The sequence below is a fragment of the Methylobacterium sp. 1030 genome (genome assembly GCF_040544715.1).
In the GTDB taxonomy this organism is placed as follows: Bacteria; Pseudomonadota; Alphaproteobacteria; order Rhizobiales; family Beijerinckiaceae; genus Methylobacterium.
This window is the reverse complement of the sequence record NZ_JBEPKM010000023.1, coordinates 76991-92575: the sequence shown is the minus strand read 5'-3', so window position 1 is coordinate 92575 and position 15585 is coordinate 76991. Positions and strand designations below refer to the sequence as shown.

The 15585-nt window shown below is 71.5% G+C and carries 18 protein-coding genes and 1 pseudogene; 8 read left to right on the top strand and 11 right to left on the bottom strand.

Going from position 1 to position 15585, the window contains the following annotated elements:
- The 3 genes and pseudogenes from ABIC30_RS27050 to ABIC30_RS27040 form a co-directional block, all read right to left on the bottom strand.
- A pseudogene (locus tag ABIC30_RS27050) lies at nt 1-177 on the bottom strand (polysaccharide biosynthesis/export family protein); the annotation flags it as partial.
- Between the two features lie 261 nt (nt 178-438).
- Nucleotides 439-687, bottom strand: coding sequence for a Flp family type IVb pilin (locus ABIC30_RS27045; protein WP_354456376.1), 249 nt, complete (start codon nt 685-687; stop codon nt 439-441).
- 163 nt (nt 688-850) lie between these two features.
- Nucleotides 851-1135, bottom strand: coding sequence for a DUF3072 domain-containing protein (locus ABIC30_RS27040; protein WP_354456375.1), 285 nt, complete (start codon nt 1133-1135; stop codon nt 851-853).
- A 174-nt stretch (nt 1136-1309) separates the two neighbouring features.
- Between ABIC30_RS27040 and ABIC30_RS27035 the strand changes: the two genes are divergently transcribed.
- The 7 genes from ABIC30_RS27035 to ABIC30_RS27005 all read left to right on the top strand — a co-directional run bounded on the left by ABIC30_RS27035 (nt 1310) and on the right by ABIC30_RS27005 (nt 6935).
- Nucleotides 1310-1900, top strand: a complete 591-nt coding sequence (locus tag ABIC30_RS27035; protein WP_354456374.1) for a gluconokinase — start codon at nt 1310-1312, stop codon at nt 1898-1900.
- Nucleotides 1897-2718, top strand: coding sequence for a Cof-type HAD-IIB family hydrolase (locus ABIC30_RS27030; RefSeq protein WP_354456373.1), 822 nt, complete (start codon nt 1897-1899; stop codon nt 2716-2718). Before ABIC30_RS27035 ends, ABIC30_RS27030 begins: the two co-directional genes overlap by 4 nt.
- Nucleotides 2719-2886: 168 nt before the next feature.
- Nucleotides 2887-3849: a lytic transglycosylase domain-containing protein gene (locus ABIC30_RS27025; protein WP_020095665.1), complete on the top strand. Its 963-nt coding sequence runs from the start codon at nt 2887-2889 to the stop codon at nt 3847-3849.
- A 343-nt stretch (nt 3850-4192) separates the two neighbouring features.
- Complete coding sequence (locus tag ABIC30_RS27020) at nt 4193-5074, top strand: helix-turn-helix transcriptional regulator (protein ID WP_020095664.1); 882 nt, start codon at nt 4193-4195, stop codon at nt 5072-5074.
- Nucleotides 5075-5300: 226 nt separating this feature from the next.
- Nucleotides 5301-6152 carry a serine O-acetyltransferase gene (gene cysE, locus ABIC30_RS27015; RefSeq protein ID WP_091684043.1) on the top strand — a complete coding sequence of 284 codons (852 nt, stop codon included), beginning with the start codon at nt 5301-5303 and terminating at the stop codon, nt 6150-6152.
- Nucleotides 6153-6243: 91 nt separating this feature from the next.
- The gene (locus ABIC30_RS27010) at nt 6244-6459 is read left to right on the top strand and encodes a DUF3126 family protein (RefSeq protein WP_007565940.1); all 216 of its coding nucleotides are present in this window, start codon (nt 6244-6246) and stop codon (nt 6457-6459) included.
- A gap of 146 nt (nt 6460-6605) precedes the next feature.
- Nucleotides 6606-6935 carry a DUF6949 family protein gene (locus ABIC30_RS27005; protein ID WP_020095662.1) on the top strand — a complete coding sequence of 110 codons (330 nt, stop codon included), beginning with the start codon at nt 6606-6608 and terminating at the stop codon, nt 6933-6935.
- A 6-nt stretch (nt 6936-6941) separates the two neighbouring features.
- Here ABIC30_RS27005 and ABIC30_RS27000 read toward each other — a convergent pair whose 3' ends face one another.
- Nucleotides 6942-7649: a transglutaminase-like cysteine peptidase gene (locus tag ABIC30_RS27000; protein ID WP_026605326.1), complete on the bottom strand. Its 708-nt coding sequence runs from the start codon at nt 7647-7649 to the stop codon at nt 6942-6944.
- 319 nt (nt 7650-7968) lie between these two features.
- On the opposite strand from ABIC30_RS27000, the gene ABIC30_RS26995 reads away from it, so the two are divergent.
- Nucleotides 7969-8226 (top strand): hypothetical protein, encoded by a 258-nt coding sequence (locus ABIC30_RS26995; RefSeq protein WP_012320711.1) that lies wholly within the window; start codon nt 7969-7971, stop codon nt 8224-8226.
- 7 nt (nt 8227-8233) lie between these two features.
- Here ABIC30_RS26995 and ABIC30_RS26990 read toward each other — a convergent pair whose 3' ends face one another.
- From ABIC30_RS26990 to ABIC30_RS26960, 7 genes are all read right to left on the bottom strand, one after another.
- Complete coding sequence (locus tag ABIC30_RS26990) at nt 8234-8833, bottom strand: transglutaminase-like cysteine peptidase (RefSeq protein ID WP_020095660.1); 600 nt, start codon at nt 8831-8833, stop codon at nt 8234-8236.
- Nucleotides 8834-9189: 356 nt separating this feature from the next.
- Nucleotides 9190-10923 (bottom strand): AMP-binding protein, encoded by a 1734-nt coding sequence (locus ABIC30_RS26985; protein ID WP_020095659.1) that lies wholly within the window; start codon nt 10921-10923, stop codon nt 9190-9192.
- A 45-nt stretch (nt 10924-10968) separates the two neighbouring features.
- The gene (locus tag ABIC30_RS26980) at nt 10969-11400 is read right to left on the bottom strand and encodes a hypothetical protein (RefSeq protein ID WP_020095658.1); all 432 of its coding nucleotides are present in this window, start codon (nt 11398-11400) and stop codon (nt 10969-10971) included.
- A 14-nt stretch (nt 11401-11414) separates the two neighbouring features.
- Nucleotides 11415-12194, bottom strand: a complete 780-nt coding sequence (locus ABIC30_RS26975; protein WP_020095657.1) for an enoyl-CoA hydratase — start codon at nt 12192-12194, stop codon at nt 11415-11417.
- Nucleotides 12191-13084: a 3-hydroxyisobutyrate dehydrogenase gene (gene mmsB / locus ABIC30_RS26970; RefSeq protein ID WP_020095656.1), complete on the bottom strand. Its 894-nt coding sequence runs from the start codon at nt 13082-13084 to the stop codon at nt 12191-12193. Before mmsB ends, ABIC30_RS26975 begins: the two co-directional genes overlap by 4 nt.
- Nucleotides 13085-13268: 184 nt before the next feature.
- A complete protein-coding gene (locus ABIC30_RS26965) occupies nt 13269-14330 on the bottom strand; it encodes an enoyl-CoA hydratase/isomerase family protein (protein WP_020095655.1) in 1062 nt (353 codons plus the stop codon).
- Entirely contained in the window at nt 14327-15472 is a 1146-nt protein-coding gene (locus ABIC30_RS26960) for an isobutyryl-CoA dehydrogenase (protein ID WP_020095654.1), read from the bottom strand. The genes ABIC30_RS26965 and ABIC30_RS26960 overlap by 4 nt, the downstream gene beginning before the upstream one ends.
- Nucleotides 15473-15585: the final 113 nt, after the last annotated feature.

Genomic DNA, 15585 nt, shown 5'->3' with positions numbered 1-15585 from the left:
GGCCTCGACCACGGAGGGGGTGACGTCGATGATCTCGTAGCGGGCAAGGATCCCGCCGTCGGCCGTGGCGACCTCGGCCCCGGCCTGGATCGCGCCCGCCGTCGGACCCGCCGCGGGCAGGTACGTGCAGCCCGACATCGCCGTGACGGCGAGCAGGACGAGGGGAAGTTTGCGCATCCAGATGTTGCCCATCGGTATTGCCGAGCCCGTGCCTAGCCCATAGCGGCCCAGGTGTCCGTAGCGGGTGAGCCACACTCCGCCCGCCACGACCGAGACTGCTAAGTCATCCTCGTTAAGCACAGCTTTTTCGGGGCACAGGGACGACGAATGCCGGGCGCAGCGCGCGCTGCTGAAATATCGGGACACAAATCCGGGCGCTGTCGACGGTAACGGGTCGGCCCATCGACTCCAGGGCCGCTCGGCCCCGGCGCGATCGGCTCACTGCCCCTGAGTCACCGCCGCGGTGATGTCGCCGTAGACGGCGCTGACGCGGGACACGTAGTAGCGGATGCTGCCGACCGCGACGAGGAAGATCAGGCCCCCGAGCAGGGCGTACTCGGTCGCGGTGGATCCGCGGACGTCGCGGGCGAAGCGCGCGGCCGCGACAGGGATCCGATCCGTCAGGGCGACCGCCGCCCGGGATCGCATCGCGCGCCGCCCCGCCCCGTCGCCGCCCGGCTCATCCATGGTCGAACGCGCCTTCCCGTCCCGCCGTCCGCGTGGCCTCACGCGCTCGGAAGGCTGTTACCGGCCCGCGCTTGCCGCCGGCTTAACGAAGTGTCCGAAACAGGGCATCGGGCCAAATCCGGGCGGGATATGCACCGCCCGGCGAGGGCGCGCCCGCGACGGCTCAGGCGTGACCGGCCTTGTGGCGCAGGTCGTCGATCCGCTTGGAGGCCTCGGCCTTGTCGAGGTTGGGATCGAACGCCTTCGGCTCCTTCGCCTCCTCGGAGAGCGTCTTCAGGTAGGAGGCCTGCGCGCCGGTCATCGGCTCGCCGCCGGTGGTCCACTGGTCCGGATCCTTGATCTGGTTCGACACGTCCTTCGGGTCGGTCTTGGGGTTCTCCGGCGCGTCCTGCCGCGCTCCGGAATCCCGATCGGCCTTCGAGGTGGCCTTCGCGGTGGTGGTAGCCATGCGACTCATGTTCCCTAAATGTTCACGTTCCGGGTCGTCAACGCGGCCCGCGGCGCGACGGTTCCTGCCGACACGGCGGCAACGTCGGGCGCGGCGATCTTCCTTTCCGCGCGCGCGCTCCGCATGATCGCGACGCGCGGCGCCCCGGCGCGCCTCGGAGCCACGGTGGTCCGGATGACGCCCCAATCAGACCCGACATTCGATGCCGGGACGGCCGCTCAGGTGCTCGTGGTCATGGGCGTCTCGGGGTCCGGGAAGAGCACCGTGGCAGCGCTGATCGCCGAGAAGCTCGGCTGGATCTTCGTGGACGGCGACAGCTTCCACTCGCCGGAGCACGTGGCGAAGATGCACGCGGGCCACGCCCTCGACGACGCGGACCGCGGGCCGTGGCTCGCCCGGATCGCGACCTGGATCCAGCAGCGCCTCGACGCCGGCGAGTCCGGCGTGGTGGTCTGCTCGGCGCTCCGGCGCGCGTACCGGGACATCCTCACCCGGGGCAGCCGGCAGGTCCGCATCGTCTACCTCGACGGCGACAAGGCCCTGATCGCGCGGCGTCTCGCGGAGCGCCAGGGTCACTTCATGTCGCCGCATCTCCTGGACAGCCAGTTCGCGACCCTCGAGGTCCCGGGCCCCGACGAGCACCCGATCACCGTCGGGATCCTCGAGCCGCCCGAGGCGATTGCCGACCGGGTCGTGGCGGAACTCGCGGCCGCGGCGCGCCGGGATCCGGGTGGGGCGGGATCCGGATGGGGAATGACGCGATGACAGCAGGAACCGGCAAGGCCGCGGAAATCGCCCTGGTGATCTCGGACGTCGACGGCACCCTGGTGACCGGGGACAAGCGCCTGACCGCGGCGACGGTGGCGGCCGTGCGCCGCCTGCGCGCGGCCGGGATCGGCTTCAGCATCGCCTCGGCGCGGCCGCCGATCGGATTGCGGAGCCTCGTGGCGGCGCTCGGCCTCGACCTGCCGATGGGGGCCTTCAACGGCGCGAGCGTCGTCCTGCCGGACCTGTCGATCATCGAGGAGCGGACCATCCCGGAGCCGGCGGCCCGGGCGGCCCTCGACCGGCTCCTGGCCGAGGGGCTGGATGTCTGGGTCTTCGCCGACGGCGCGTGGTGCCTGCGCGACCCGGACGGTCCCTACACCGACCTGGAGCGCCGCACGATCGACGCGGAGCCCCGGGTCGTGCCGGATCTCGGAACGCTCATGGGTACGGCCGCCAAGATCGTCGGCGTCAGCCGCGACCACGCCCATCTCGCGGCCTGCGAGACGCGAATCGCGGCGGCGCTGGCCGGCCGGGCCACCGTCCACCGCTCGCAGAAGTACTATCTCGACGTGACCCCGCCCGATCTCGACAAGGGTCGCTTCGTCGCCTGGATGAGCGCGCATCTCGCCATCCCGCGCGAGCGGATCGCCACGTTCGGCGATGCCGGGAACGATCGCCCGATGTTCGCGCAGAGCGGCTACTCCGTGGCGATGGGCAATGCCGAGGCGAGCGTCCAGGCGGCCGCGAGCGCGGTCACGGACAGCAACGACGCCGACGGGTTCGCCCGCGCGGTCGAGCGCTTCATCCTTCCCTGACCGGCTCCCCGGACCGGCCGACCGCGTCCGCGCGCAGCCCTGTGGCGCGCGGATCACAAGCACGGCCGTCGCCCCGGCCGCCCACAGGCTGCCGAACGGGGGCCGCTTTCCGGCCTCATTTCCCCGTGACCTAGCTTGACTACAGAACAAGCAGCACCGGGTCTCGGAATGCATCGCCTCATCCTGGCCGCCGTCCTCGCGGTCGCGCCCGCCGCCGCCTTCGGGCAGGGCGCGCGCGACAATATCGACGCGTTGATCGAGCAGCAGGCGAAGGCGAACGGCGTTCCGGCGAGCTTCGTGCACGCCGTGGTCAAGCGCGAGAGCAACTACAATCCGCGGGCGAAGGGCGGCAGCGCCCTGGGTCTCATGCAGATCAAGCACGCGACCGCGCGCGGCATGGGCTACACCGGCGACGCCGCCGGCCTGTACGATCCGGAGACCAACCTGCGCTACGGCGTGGCCTATCTGGCGGGCGCCTACCGCACGGCCAAGGGCAACGTCGCCCAGGCCTACCAGTACTACAACCGCGGCTACTACTACGCCGCCAAGCGCCAGGGCATCTCCACCGAGGTCGCCTCGGTGGTCGCCCCCGTGGCGGCGTCGGCCAGCGCCCTCGCGAGCCTGTTCGGCGGCGGCGTCGCCGACTCCAAACCCAACCCCGCGGCCGCCCTGGCCTACGCGCCGACGGCCGCCGCCGTGGCGGAGGTTCCGACCGAGACCGTCGAGGTGCCGCTGCCGCCGCGCCGGCCCGCTGCCCTGGCCGGCGCCGCGGTCGAACTCGCCAGCCTGTCCATCGACCCGGCCGCGGGCGCGACCCCGGCCGCCCCGCAGGCCGCCTCGGTTCCCGCCGTAGAGGTGCCGCTGCCGCCGCGCCGACCCACCGCCCTCGGGAGCGCGGAGGCCTCGCCGGCGCAGATGGCGGAACTCCGGCTCTCGCCGCAGCCCGCGGCGGCCGCCACCCCGATGACCCCCGCGGCCGCTTCGGCACCGGCCACCGAGGCGGCGGTCGAGGCGGTCGAGGTGCCGCTGCCGCCGCGCCGTCCGTCGCTCCAGATGCTCGCCGCCGCGACGCCGCGGCGCGCTCCGGCCGCCGCGCCGGTGCGCGAGGCCACTGCCCTGCCGGTCGAGTAGCGCGCCCTCTCCGGCGCGGGTGCAGACCGCCGATCGCCCGCCCGGCCGGGCCTTCTGCCCACACAAGGATCATGCCCAAGGCTTGACCATCGGGTCGATCCGCAACACATAGGCGCCACGCCAGCAACGTGGTTGGATCGTTACGGTACGGACCGGCGCCGCGAGACAGCGGCCGTACGCGGGTGGCGCACGACGGATCTCAGGGCAGGAAACGCCGGTCTACACGCGCACGTTCTCAGGCAGCTTCCTGTCTGGCGGAACGCCAAAGCGCGATGGATCTCGAAGCGGCAGGCATGCAGGGCACGGACTCTGCTTTCGAGCTGGCAGGAAAGCGGACGGCGCCATGACCGGCGTGGAACAGGAATCTCTCTTTCTCACGGACCTCGGGCGACGCGTCAGGCACGCGCGCACCGTGCGCGGGCTGTCGCGCAAGGTTCTGTCGCAGACCTCGGGCCTGTCCGAGCGCTACATCGCGCAGCTAGAGGGCGGCCAGGGCAACGTCTCGATCATCCTGCTGCGGCGGGTGGCGAACGCCATGGGTGTGCGGCTGGACGACCTGATCACCGGCAACGACGCGCTGCCCGACTGGCCCGTGGTGCGCGACCTCCTCGCCCAGGCGAGCCCGGCCCAGATCGTCGCCGCCAAGGAGGCCCTGTCCGGCGGCAGCCGGCCCGAATCGAGCAACCGGCCGCGCGTGGCGCTGACCGGACTGCGCGGCGCCGGCAAGTCGACCCTCGGCAAGCTCGCGGCCGAGCGCCTCGGCTGGACCTTCGTGGAGCTCAACGCCGAGATCGAGCGGGAGAACGCCCTCTCGGTCCAGGAGATCTTCGCGATCTACGGCCAGGAAGGCTACCGCCGGCTCGAGCAGGCGGCCTTGCGGCGCCTGACCGAGCATCCCGGGCCGCTGATCCTCGCGACGAGCGGCGGCATCGTCGCGGAACCGCTGACCTACGATCTGCTCCTCCAGGCGTTCTACACCATCTGGCTGCGCGCCCGGCCGGAGGAGCACATGAGCCGCGTCCGCGAGCAGGGACACCTCGCCACGACGGGCGACCACGCCTCCGCGATGCAGGAGCTGCGCGCCGTGCTGGCGAGCCGCGAGCCGCTCTACGCCCGGGCCCCGGCGACGGTGGACACCTCCAACATCCCTGTCCAGACGATGCTGGACCGCCTGACGGCGGCGATCGAGGCCCGGTTCGGGCAGGGCGTGCCGCTGGCGGACTGACCCGCCCGCGTTCGCTGACAGCCATGCGACCGATGCGACCCCCGGGCCGCGCCGGCCCTTGATCGCCGCGGTGCAGCGCACCACGCTAGGGCAGTACCCGCGGTCCGTCGCCGCCGCTGCCGTCTCTCCGGGCGGGACAACCACCCCGCTCGAGCGGGCGCTGGACCGGCCCCGCCCCACGCGCGACCGGCAGACCCTGCGAAGTCCCGGACATGAGCATCCGACTATGAGCGCCAGTCCTGCCTTCACTCACCCATCGCATGACCTCGCGGTCGTCGACCCGGTCTGGTCGCGGTTGCGGGACGAGGCGGAGGATGTCCTGCGGACCGAGCCGCAGCTCGCCTCCTTCATTGTCGCCACCATCCTGAACCACACCACGCTGGAAGGCGCGGTCTCCCACCGGGTCGCGGCGCGGCTCGGGCACCCGTCGCTCCCGGCCGAACTCGTCGCCCACGCCTTCCACGAGGCGATCACGGTCGATCCCGAAATCGGCCAGGCGTTCCGCGCCGATATCGGCGCGGTGATCGACCGGGATCCGGCGACGCTCCGGGCTCTCGAACCGGTCCTGTACTTCAAGGGCTTCCACGCCCTGCAGGCCTACCGCCTCGCCCACCATGTCTGGAACCGCGGTCGGCGCGACCTCGCCCTCTACCTCCAGAGCCGGGTCTCGGAGGTGTTCCAGTGCGACATCCATCCGGCGGCGCGGATCGGTCGGGGCGTCTTCCTCGACCACGCCACCGGCCTCGTGGTCGGGTCGACCGCGGTGATCGAGGACGACGTGTCGATCCTCCACGCCGTGACCCTGGGCGGCACCGGCAAGCAGCGCGGCGACCGCCACCCCAAGATCCGCCGCGGCGTGATGATCGGCGCCGGCGCCAAGATCCTGGGCAACATCGAGGTCGGGGCCTGCGCCCGAGTGGCGGCGGGCTCGGTGGTGCTGCGGCCGGTACCGCCGAACACGACGGTCGTCGGCGTGCCGGCGCGCGTGGTCGGCACCGCCGGCTGCGACGATCCGGCTCGGGCGATGGACCAACTCGTCGCCCTCGATCAGTTCATCCACCTGGGCGACGGGATCTGACCCGGGGCCGTCGCGCTTGCCGCTCCGCCCGCGGCGTGGCAAGCCCTCGGCCCATCCGCGGCGCCAGCGCCGCCAGGGGAGATCGACCAGCGTGACCAAAGCCGAGACCGCGAAGCTTCAGGACTATCTGCGCCGCAAGTTCGCGAACAACAATATCCGCCTTACCGCGATGAAGACCGGCGACTCCGCCGAGGTGTTCATCGGCGAGGAGTCGATCGGCGTGATCGCCGACGACAAGGAGGACGGCGACGATTCCTTCGTCTTCCGGATGGCGATCCTCGACATCGATCTCGAGGAAGAGGCCTGAGGCCCCGCGCTCCGGCCGGACCCGCGTCCCGGATCGGGTCCCGCCGGCCGCACCTGTGCACGGATTAACGCTAACGAAGACTCGTGCTTAACAACCGGTAAACGGCGTGAGTACAGTGCGCGCAACCTGTATCAGGAGCGCGAATAATGGTCCTCACGCCCGTCGCCCTCGAGTCGATCCGGACCCTCTGCATCGGACTGGCGCTGTCCGGCCTGATCGCCAGCGCCTTCGAGCTGTTCGCGGCGCGGCGGGCGAGCTTCAGCCTGCTGGAGCGCGGTGGTCTGCCGGCGGTCGCCGCCCTGCCGATGCTGGCCTTCTCGGCGCCGTTCATCATCCTGCGCAACACGGTGCGCGGCCGGCGGATCGAGGGGCGCCCGATCCCGTTCGTGATGCTGGCGACGGTCATCGCGTGCGGCTGGAGCCTGCTCTCCGGCCGCGTCGCCCTCGACCTCGCCGCGATGCTGGTGGGCGCCTGATCGGGTTCAGGGCTCGGCGGTGGCCACCTGCGCGGTCCCGTCCTTGCCCTCCAGGGACACCCAGGCCGCGCCGTCCTGGCCGGCCCGCTTGATGAAGTTGTAGCCGGTGCGGCGCCAGGAGCGGATCGCGTCGGTCTTGTTGTCGAGGATGAAGTCGCCGCGGTCGGTCCGGACCGTCAGCACCGCGTGGCCCTCGTTGGTCTCGTCGATCACCACGGTCATCAGCAGGGCGCGCCGCGGCAGGCCGCGCTCCACCAGCATCCGCCGCTTCAGCAGCTGGTAATCCTCGCAATCGCCGAACCCGTCATCGGGGAAGTCCCAGCGGTCGACGACGCCCCAATGCGCCTGATCGGTGATCGGCCGGATGCGCGCGTTCACGCGGCGGTTGACGCTCTGCAGGGTCCGCCACACCGCCACGGTCAGGGAAATCTCGGCCGGCTCGGCCGTGTCGACCGTGCATTCCTGAGGCGTGCGGGCGCAGAAATCCGTCCAGCCCGCGATCGCCCGCACCGGCCCGGTCGGTTCGGCGGCGGTCACCTGATCCGGCAGGACCAGCCGCGCGTGGGCGTGGGTCGTGGCGCCGCCCATCGCGAGGATCGTGCCGAGCAGGGCGAAACTCGCCGCCTGCCGCGCGCGGCACGCCGCGTGCGTCCACCCGCGCCAACGGAGCGGGCCGAAGACCTGACACGAGATACCGCCATCCGCGTGCCGCATGGTTCAAGCCCCCGCCGCCCGATGATGACGGAAGGGTGACACGGCCACGTGCGACGCACAATGGGTCAGGGCGAGGCAGCTAACGCGCGGGGAGCCGTATCGGTTCCGATTTAAGAGAGTGTTGCATCCGCGGGGCTGGCCGAAACCGTATGCACTGAGTGAATAGCCGCTCTGCGCCTTCTCGGAAGGCCTTGATTCAGGTCAGCTTTGCCGGCTTCTCAGCACGGCTCGCACGGGGGATTCGCGGCGGGCTCGATCGAGACGCGTGAAGCCGGCCAGCCCGTCGCCGACGGGGCCGCACCCCAGGAAAGGACCCGCCATGCAGCCCGCCATCCAGCAGGTGATCAGAGCGCTCGCCGAAGATGGTCGGGCCGGCGCGATCAATATCGCGGAGCACGCGGTCGATTCCTACCTCGCCGACGCGCCGAGCGAGGGCGACAGGGCGCTGTCGCGGGACATCCTGGTCCGGGATCTCGCCAGTCTCCGGGGCGTCGCCCCGCATCTCGCGGCCTTCATCGGCCGGGTGGAGTCCTACGTGGCGAGCCTCGCCCAGCCGTCGCTGAGCCGGGCGGCCTGAGGCCGCGTCACCGGTTTGCAGTGGTGACCGGGGAGGTGACGCCGCCGAGGGAGACCCAGGCGACGGCGTCCTGGCTCTCGCGCTTGATGAACACGTAGCCGGTCTTGTGCCAGGGCAGGATCGCGCTGGTCTTGTTGTCGAGCACCAGGTCGCCGCGGTCGGTGATCAGGGTCAGCACGGCGTGGCCCTCGCCCTTCTCGTCGATCACCACGGTCATGCGCATCGCCCGCCGCGGCAGGCCGGCCTCGGCCAGCATGTGGCGCTTGAGCAGCTGGAAGTCCTCGCAGTCGCCGATGCCGTCCTCGGCTAGGTCCCAGCGGTCGGCCACGTGCAGGTGGTCCTGGTCGGTCATCGGCTCGATCGCCTTGTTGACCCGCCGGTTCACCGACACGATCGTCGCCCAGGTGGCGGGCGTCAGGCTGATCCGGGCCGGCTCGCCCCGGTCCAGCGCGCACTCCGCCGCGTAATTCTGACAGAACGTCACCCACGCCGCGATCGGCTTGGCGTCGCCCAGGATCTTGGCGCCCACGTCCGCGGGCAGGCTCGCCAGCGTCTGCGCCTGAACCGGAGCGGCGAGGCCGAGCAGCGTCGCCGCTCCGACCAGCATCCCCCGAACCGTCCTGAGAAGCGCCGCGCCCATCGAACCCGTCCCCGTTGTTGAGGACAGGATTGCGCCGCAGAGCCTCCGCGGCGCTGAAGCGGATGCGCGCAATTTTACCGATCTGCCGGCGCGGGCCCGCTCACGCGCGACAGCGTCGACGGGAGACTTGAGAACCCTTGTAAATCGGCGGCTTCGGCTTCGGAAACCGGAAACCTTGAGGGTTCGTCACCCGGGGACCTGAGTCCTCAGGCGCGCAGCCGCCATCGCGAGCGCAGAGAGGCACACCAAGACTGCGCCAAGCCGACCGATGGCGCGCTGCCCTGGGTAGCCTCGCTGCGCCCGCGATCACGGGGTGGAAACGCTCAGCCCGCCGTCTGGTCGAGCTTGCGCTCGGCCTCGCCCTTCAGCTCCGGGAAGTCCGCCTGCGTGTAGGCGCGGCCCCGGTGCGGGTCCTCGGTGATGCCCTCGTGCTCCAGGCGGCGGAGCTGCACCCGCCGGATCTTGCCCGAGATCGTCTTGGGCAGATCGGTGACGAATTCGAGCCCGCGCAGGCGCTTGAAGGTCGCGAGCCGGGCGTTGGTGAACCGGAAGATGTCGAGCGCCGTCTCGGGTCCGGGGCTGGCTCCGGCCACCAGGGACACGTAGGCTTTCGGGATGGTGTGGCGCATCGGGTCGGGCACCGGCACCACCGCCGCCTCGGCCACGGCCGGGTGCTCGATCAGCACGCTCTCCAGCTCGAAGGGGCTGATCCGGTAGCCCGACGACTTGAACACGTCGTCGGCGCGGCCGACGAAGGTGTAGCAGCCCTGCTCGTCCACGAAGGCGACGTCGCCGGTGTGGTAGAGGTCGCCGGCCGCGCCCGACAGGTTGCCCTGGCCGTCGTCGTAGCCCTGCATCAGGCCGGCGGGCCGGTGGGCCCCGAGTTCGAGGCAGACCTCGCCCTCGGTGGCCGGCTGACCGTCGAGGTCGAGGACGCGCACCCGGTAGCCCGGGAGAGGCCGGCCCAGGGCGCCCGGCACCACCGGCTGCCCCGGCGTGTTGGCCATGAGCGCGGTGGTCTCGGTCTGGCCGTAGCCGTCGCGGATCGTGAGGCCCCAGGCGCTCTTCACGCGCTCGATCACCTCGGGATTCAGGGGCTCGCCCGCCGCGCAGACCTCGCGCAGGGCGAGCCGCTTCCCGGACAAGTCCTCCTGGATGATCATCCGCCAGACGGTCGGCGGCGCGCAGAGCGTGGTGGCGCCGGTGCGCTCCAGCTGCGCCAGCAGCGCGGCCGCGTTGAACGGCGCCTGGTTGATCACCAGGATCGTCGCGCCGGCATTCCAGGGCGCGAAAAACGAGGACCACGCGTGCTTCGCCCAGCCCGGCGAGGAGACGTTGCAGTGCACGTCCCCCGGCTGCAGCCCGAGCCAGTACATGGTCGAGAGCGCGCCCACCGGGTAGGAGCGGTGGCTGTGGCGCACCAGCTTCGGCTTCGCCGTGGTGCCGGAGGTGAAGTAGAGGAGCAGCGGGTCGTCGGCGGCGGTCGGGGCGTCCGGCGCGAAGCTGTCCGAGGCCGTGAAGGCGTCGTCGTAGGCCGCCCAGCCCTCCGTCGGAGCCCCGGTGACGAGGCGAACGGCACCGCCCGTGTCGAGGCCGGCGAACCGTGCGATCTGCTCCGGCCCGGCCACGATCGCCCGCGGGCGGCCGCGGGCGAGGCGGTCGGCGAGCTCGTCGGCGGTGAGCAGCGTGGTCGCCGGGATGACCACGGCGCCGAGCTTCATCGCGGCCAGCATGGTCTCCCACAGGGCCGGCACGTTGCCGAGCAGCAGGAGCAGGTGGTCACCGCGCTTCAGGCCGAGCTGACGCAGGTGGTTGGCCACCTGATTGGACCGTGCCGCGAGCTCGCCGAAGCTGAGGCTCTGCTCGGCCCCGCTGCCAGCCTCGACGATCCGCAGGGCGGCGCGGTCGCGGCTCTCGGGGCCGGCGAGGACGGCGTCGAACCAGTCGAGCGCCCAGTTGAACGGCACCGGGTCCGGCCACGCGAAGGCCGCGACGGCGGCGGCGTAGTCGGTGCGATGGGCCAGCAGAAGGTCGCGGGCCTCCCGGAAGCTCGGCATGGTCGTTCCCCCTCGTCCTCGTTGCCCGATCCCGACCCGGCGTCTTCAGGCCGGGATCAGATCCTCACCGGCCTCGCCCTGCGCGAGGCGCTGAACCATGGCGGCGTGGAAGTCGCGGATCTGCCCGGCAATCGCCCCAACACTGCGGTCGTTGCGGGCGAAATCGTCGGCGTTCAGCGCGATCAGGCCGGCCGTGTAGCCGGCCTCGTTGTGTTCGAACGGATCCGCGTAGAGCCATGCCCACCAATCGCGGAGCGGGATCAGGCTGGCGCCGGGCTTGACCCGCAGCGCCGCCAGGAAACGGAAATGGCGCGTCAGCTCTTTCCGCCAGACCGACCGCGTCCGTTGGGGCACGAAGGCGAGCAGCTTCACGAGGTGCTCGTTGATGGTCTCCTCGCGCCCGCGCGCCTTCTGGGCGACGATTGCGCGCGGGAAGGCCATCTCGAACCGGACTTCGTCGTGGTCCAGCACATCCATCGCCTGGTCCCCGCTCAGGTGTTCTCGAACCGGGGCGGCCGCTTCTCTACGAAGGCGGCCATACCCTCCTTCTGGTCCTTGGTGGCGAACATGGCGTGGAACACCCGCCGCTCGAACCGGATGCCCTCGGTCAGCGTGGTCTCGTAGGACCGGTTGACCGCCTCCTTGGTCATCATCGCGATCGGCAGCGACATCGACGCGATGGTCTCGGCCGCCTTCAGTGCCTCGTCGAGGAGCTGGTCGGCCGCGATCACGCGCGAGACGAGGCCGGCACGCTCGGCCTCGGCGGCGTCCATCATCCGCCCGGTCAGGCACATCTCCATGGCCTTGGCCTTGCCGACGAAGCGGGTCAGCCGCTGGCTGCCGCCGATCCCCGGCATCACGCCGAGCTTGATCTCGGGCTGGCCGAACTGCGCCGTGTCGGCCGCCAGGATGATGTCGCACATCATGGCGAGTTCGCAGCCACCGCCGAGCGCGTAGCCCGCCACCGCGGCGATGATCGGCTTGCGCACGGCGACGAACCGGTCCCAGTCGGCGAACCGGTCGCCGGAATACATCTCCGCGTAGGTGGCGTGCTGCATCTCCTTGATGTCGGCGCCGGCCGCGAAGGCCTTCGCCGAGCCGGTGAGGACGATGCAGCCGATCCCCGGATCCGCATCCGCCTCGGTCGCCGCCCGGATCACCTCGCGGGTGAGCTGCGCGTTGAGGGCGTTCAGGGCCTTCGGCCGGTTGAGGGTGATCAGCAGGACGCGCCCGCGCGTCTCCGTCAGGATCGTCTCGTACGTGTCGCTCACGACTCGCCTCCCTGCCCGCGGAGCATACGGATGATCGCGGAAAAGTCCTCTCCCCCGTGGCCCGCGCCCTCGAACAGGCCGTAGATCTGCGCGGCCTCCGCGCCCAGCGGCGTCGCCGCCCCCGCGGCGATGGCGGCGGCCTGAGCGAGTCGGAGGTCCTTGAGCATCAGCGCGGCGGCGAAGCCCGGCTTGTAGCCGTTGTTGGCCGGCGAGGTCGGCACCGGACCCGGCACCGGGCAGTAGGTGGTCAGTGACCAGCACTGACCCGAGGAGACCGAGGCCACGTCGTAGAGCGCCTGGTGCGACAGGCCGAGCTTCTCGCCGAGCGCGAAGGCCTCGCTGACGCCGATCATCGAGATGCCGAGGATCATGTTGTTGCAGATCTTGGCCGCCTGCCCGGCGCCGGCATCGCCGCAATGGAACACGTTCTTGCCCATCGCCTTCAGCAGCGGCTCGGCCTTGGCGAAGGCGGCCGCGGCGCCGCCGGCCATGAAGGTCAGCGTCCCGGCCTTCGCGCCGCCGGTGCCGCCGGAGACCGGCGCGTCCACCGACAGGCAGCCCCGCGCCTCGGCGAGGGCGTGGGCCTTGCGGGCGCTCTCGACGTCGACCGTGGAGGAATCGATCAGGAGCGTGCCGGCGGGCAGGGCCTCGGCGAGCTGCGTCCAGACCTCGACCACGTGCCGCCCGGCGGGCAGCATGGTGATGACGACGTCCGCCCCTTGGGCCGCCTCCAGGGCCGAGCCGGTGACAGCGACGCCTCCGGCGCGCGCCCCCTCCAGCGAGGCCGGCACCAAGTCGAAGCCGCGCACGGTGTGGCCCGCCTTCACGAGGTTGGCCGCCATGGGCCCGCCCATGTTGCCGAGACCGATAAACCCGATGGTCTGCGCCATCCTGCTTCTCCCTTGATTGCTGTCGTTCGCGTCTTCCACCCGCGTCCTCATCTGAAGTGACCGCGACGCGGGCCTCGAAGGAGGGCTCCAGGAATCACGGCGGCTTCTGGAGCCCTCCTTCGAGGCCTACGCTACGCTTCGGCACCTCAGGATGAGGGTGTGGGTGGGAACGAGCGATGCGTCATCACACCGGCCCCGTGCGCGATTCCGAAAAAACCGGCTCCGCCCGCTTCTCCAGCCAGCGGGCGATCCGCGCCGGATCGACCGCGTCGAGGGTCGGCGGGTTCCAGCGCGGGCTCTTGTCCTTGTCGATCACCGCGGCGCGGATGCCTTCGCGGAAATCGCCCTCCGCCAGCAGGGCCAGCGAGGCGTGGAACTCGCGCTCCAGGCAGGCTTCCAGGTTCGGCGCGCCGCGGCCGAGCCGCAGGAGGCACAGCGTCAGGACGAGGCTCGACGGCGCCTTGGTCAGGAGCGTCGCCCGGGTCGCGGCGGCGAAGTCCGAGCCGTCCGCCGCCAGGGCCGACAGGATCTCGTCCACCATGTCGAAGGCGAAGCAGCGGTCGATCACCGCCCGGTGCGCGGCGAGCGGTGCCGGCTCCGGATCACGGGCGAGCCGTGCGATCGCGTCCCGCACGCCCGCCTGCCCGGCATCCGGGTCGACCGCCACGAGGGCGTCGATCAGGTCAGGCAGACCCGCGGAGGGCACCAGGGCGCCGGCCAGCCGGCAGAAGATCGCGTCGGCGGCGCCGACCGGCTCGCCGGTCAGGCCGAGATAGGTGCCGAGTTCCCCGGGCGCGCGCGGCAGCAGCCACGTTCCGCCGACATCCGGCAGGTAGCCGATGCCGGTCTCCGGCATGGCGACGCGGGAACGCTCGGTGACGATCCGGTGCGCGGCGTGGCCCGCGAGCCCGACACCCCCGCCCATGGTGATGCCGTCCATGACCGCCACGAAGGGCTTCTCGTAGGCGGCGATGCGCGCATCGAGCCTGTACTCGTCCCGCCAGAAGGTCTCGGCGAAGGCGGTGTCGGGGCTGTCGTAGAGGGAGCGCAGGTCGCCGCCGGCGCACAGGCCGCGCTCGCCCTCCCCGGTGAGCAGCACCGCGGCGATGCCCGGATCGGCCGAGAACCGGTCGAGCGCCCGGTCGATCTCGCCGACCATGCCGTGGGTCAGGGCATTGAGGGCCTTCGGCCGGTTGAGCCGCAGCCGGCCCAGGGCGCCGACACGCTCGACGATCACGTCGCTCATCGGCGGCCCCCGGTCAGCCCGCGGGCGATGATCAGCCGCATGATCTCGTTGGTCCCCTCGAGGATCTGGTGCACGCGCAGATCGCGGACGATCTTCTCCACGCCGTACTCGGCGAGGTAGCCGTAGCCGCCGTGAAGCTGGAGCGCCTGGTTGGCGACCTCGAAGGCCGCGTCGGTGACGTGGCGCTTGGCCATCGCGCAGAGCTGGGTCGCGGCCGGGTCCTTGGCGTCGAGCGCGGCGGCCGCGTGCCGCAGGAAGGTGCGTGACACCTCCAGGCTCGTCGCCATGTCGGCGAGGCGGAACTGCAGCGCCTGGAAGTCGGTGAGCCTCGCCCCGAAGGCGCGGCGGTCGCCCATGTAGGCGAGCGCCTTGTCGAGGGCCGCCTGCGCGCCGCCGAGCGAGCAGGCCGCGATGTTGAGCCGCCCCCCGTCGAGGCCGCTCATGGCGATCTTGAAGCCCTGGCCCTCGGCGCCGAGGCGGTTGCCCACCGGCACACGGCAGCCGTCGAAGCGCACCGCGCGGGTCGGCTGGGCGTTCCAGCCCATCTTGCGCTCGTCGGCCCCGAAGGACAGGCCGGGCGTGCCCTTCTCGACCACGATCGCGGAGATCCCCGCCGGGCCGGCCTCGCCGGTGCGGACCATGCAGACGTAGAGGTCGCTGGCGCCGGCGCCCGAGATGAACTGCTTCTCGCCGGAGAGCACGTAATGGTCGCCGTCCCGCTCGGCGCGGGTGCGGAGCGCCGCAGCGTCGGAGCCCGAACCCGGCTCGGTGAGGCAGTAGCTGGCGATCCGCTCCATGCCCATGAGCGACGGCAGCCAGCGGCGGCGCTGATCGTCGTCGCCGTAGGCGTCGATCATCCAGGCGCACATGTTGTGGATCGACAGGAACGCCGCCACGGTCGGGCAGCCGGTGCTGAGCGCCTCGAAGATCAGCGTCGCGTCGAGGCGCGACAGGCCGGAACCGCCGACATCCTCGCGGACGTAGATGCCCGCCATGCCGAGGGCGGCCGCTTCCCGCAGGGTCTCGACCGGGAAGGTCTTGTCGCGGTCCCAGTCGAGGGCGTGCGGCGCGATGTGCTCGGCCGCGAAGCCGAGGGCCATCTCGCGGATCGCGGTCCGGTCCTCGTCGAGCCCGAAACTCATGGGCACTCCCTCATGTTCGTCAGCCACCGCGCGAGGTACGCACATCGGCCGCCCCAAGGCGGGCCGTACCCCCTCCCCGCGCGGGAGAGGGGGACCCGGGCCCCACCTCGAGC

Coding starts and splice junctions, on each gene's coding strand:
- ABIC30_RS27045 (WP_354456376.1), bottom strand. CDS start 687: ATGGATGAGCCGGGCGGCGACGGGGCGGGGCGGCGCGCGATGCGATCC.
- ABIC30_RS27040 (WP_354456375.1), bottom strand. CDS start 1,135: ATGGCTACCACCACCGCGAAGGCCACCTCGAAGGCCGATCGGGATTCC.
- ABIC30_RS27035 (WP_354456374.1), top strand. CDS start 1,310: ATGACGCCCCAATCAGACCCGACATTCGATGCCGGGACGGCCGCTCAG.
- ABIC30_RS27030 (WP_354456373.1), top strand. CDS start 1,897: ATGACAGCAGGAACCGGCAAGGCCGCGGAAATCGCCCTGGTGATCTCG.
- ABIC30_RS27025 (WP_020095665.1), top strand. CDS start 2,887: ATGCATCGCCTCATCCTGGCCGCCGTCCTCGCGGTCGCGCCCGCCGCC.
- ABIC30_RS27020 (WP_020095664.1), top strand. CDS start 4,193: ATGACCGGCGTGGAACAGGAATCTCTCTTTCTCACGGACCTCGGGCGA.
- cysE (WP_091684043.1), top strand. CDS start 5,301: ATGAGCGCCAGTCCTGCCTTCACTCACCCATCGCATGACCTCGCGGTC.
- ABIC30_RS27005 (WP_020095662.1), top strand. CDS start 6,606: ATGGTCCTCACGCCCGTCGCCCTCGAGTCGATCCGGACCCTCTGCATC.
- ABIC30_RS27000 (WP_026605326.1), bottom strand. CDS start 7,649: ATGCGGCACGCGGATGGCGGTATCTCGTGTCAGGTCTTCGGCCCGCTC.
- ABIC30_RS26995 (WP_012320711.1), top strand. CDS start 7,969: ATGCAGCCCGCCATCCAGCAGGTGATCAGAGCGCTCGCCGAAGATGGT.
- ABIC30_RS26990 (WP_020095660.1), bottom strand. CDS start 8,833: ATGCTGGTCGGAGCGGCGACGCTGCTCGGCCTCGCCGCTCCGGTTCAG.
- ABIC30_RS26985 (WP_020095659.1), bottom strand. CDS start 10,923: ATGCCGAGCTTCCGGGAGGCCCGCGACCTTCTGCTGGCCCATCGCACC.
- ABIC30_RS26980 (WP_020095658.1), bottom strand. CDS start 11,400: ATGGATGTGCTGGACCACGACGAAGTCCGGTTCGAGATGGCCTTCCCG.
- mmsB (WP_020095656.1), bottom strand. CDS start 13,084: ATGGCGCAGACCATCGGGTTTATCGGTCTCGGCAACATGGGCGGGCCC.
- ABIC30_RS26965 (WP_020095655.1), bottom strand. CDS start 14,330: ATGAGCGACGTGATCGTCGAGCGTGTCGGCGCCCTGGGCCGGCTGCGG.
- ABIC30_RS26960 (WP_020095654.1), bottom strand. CDS start 15,472: ATGAGTTTCGGGCTCGACGAGGACCGGACCGCGATCCGCGAGATGGCC.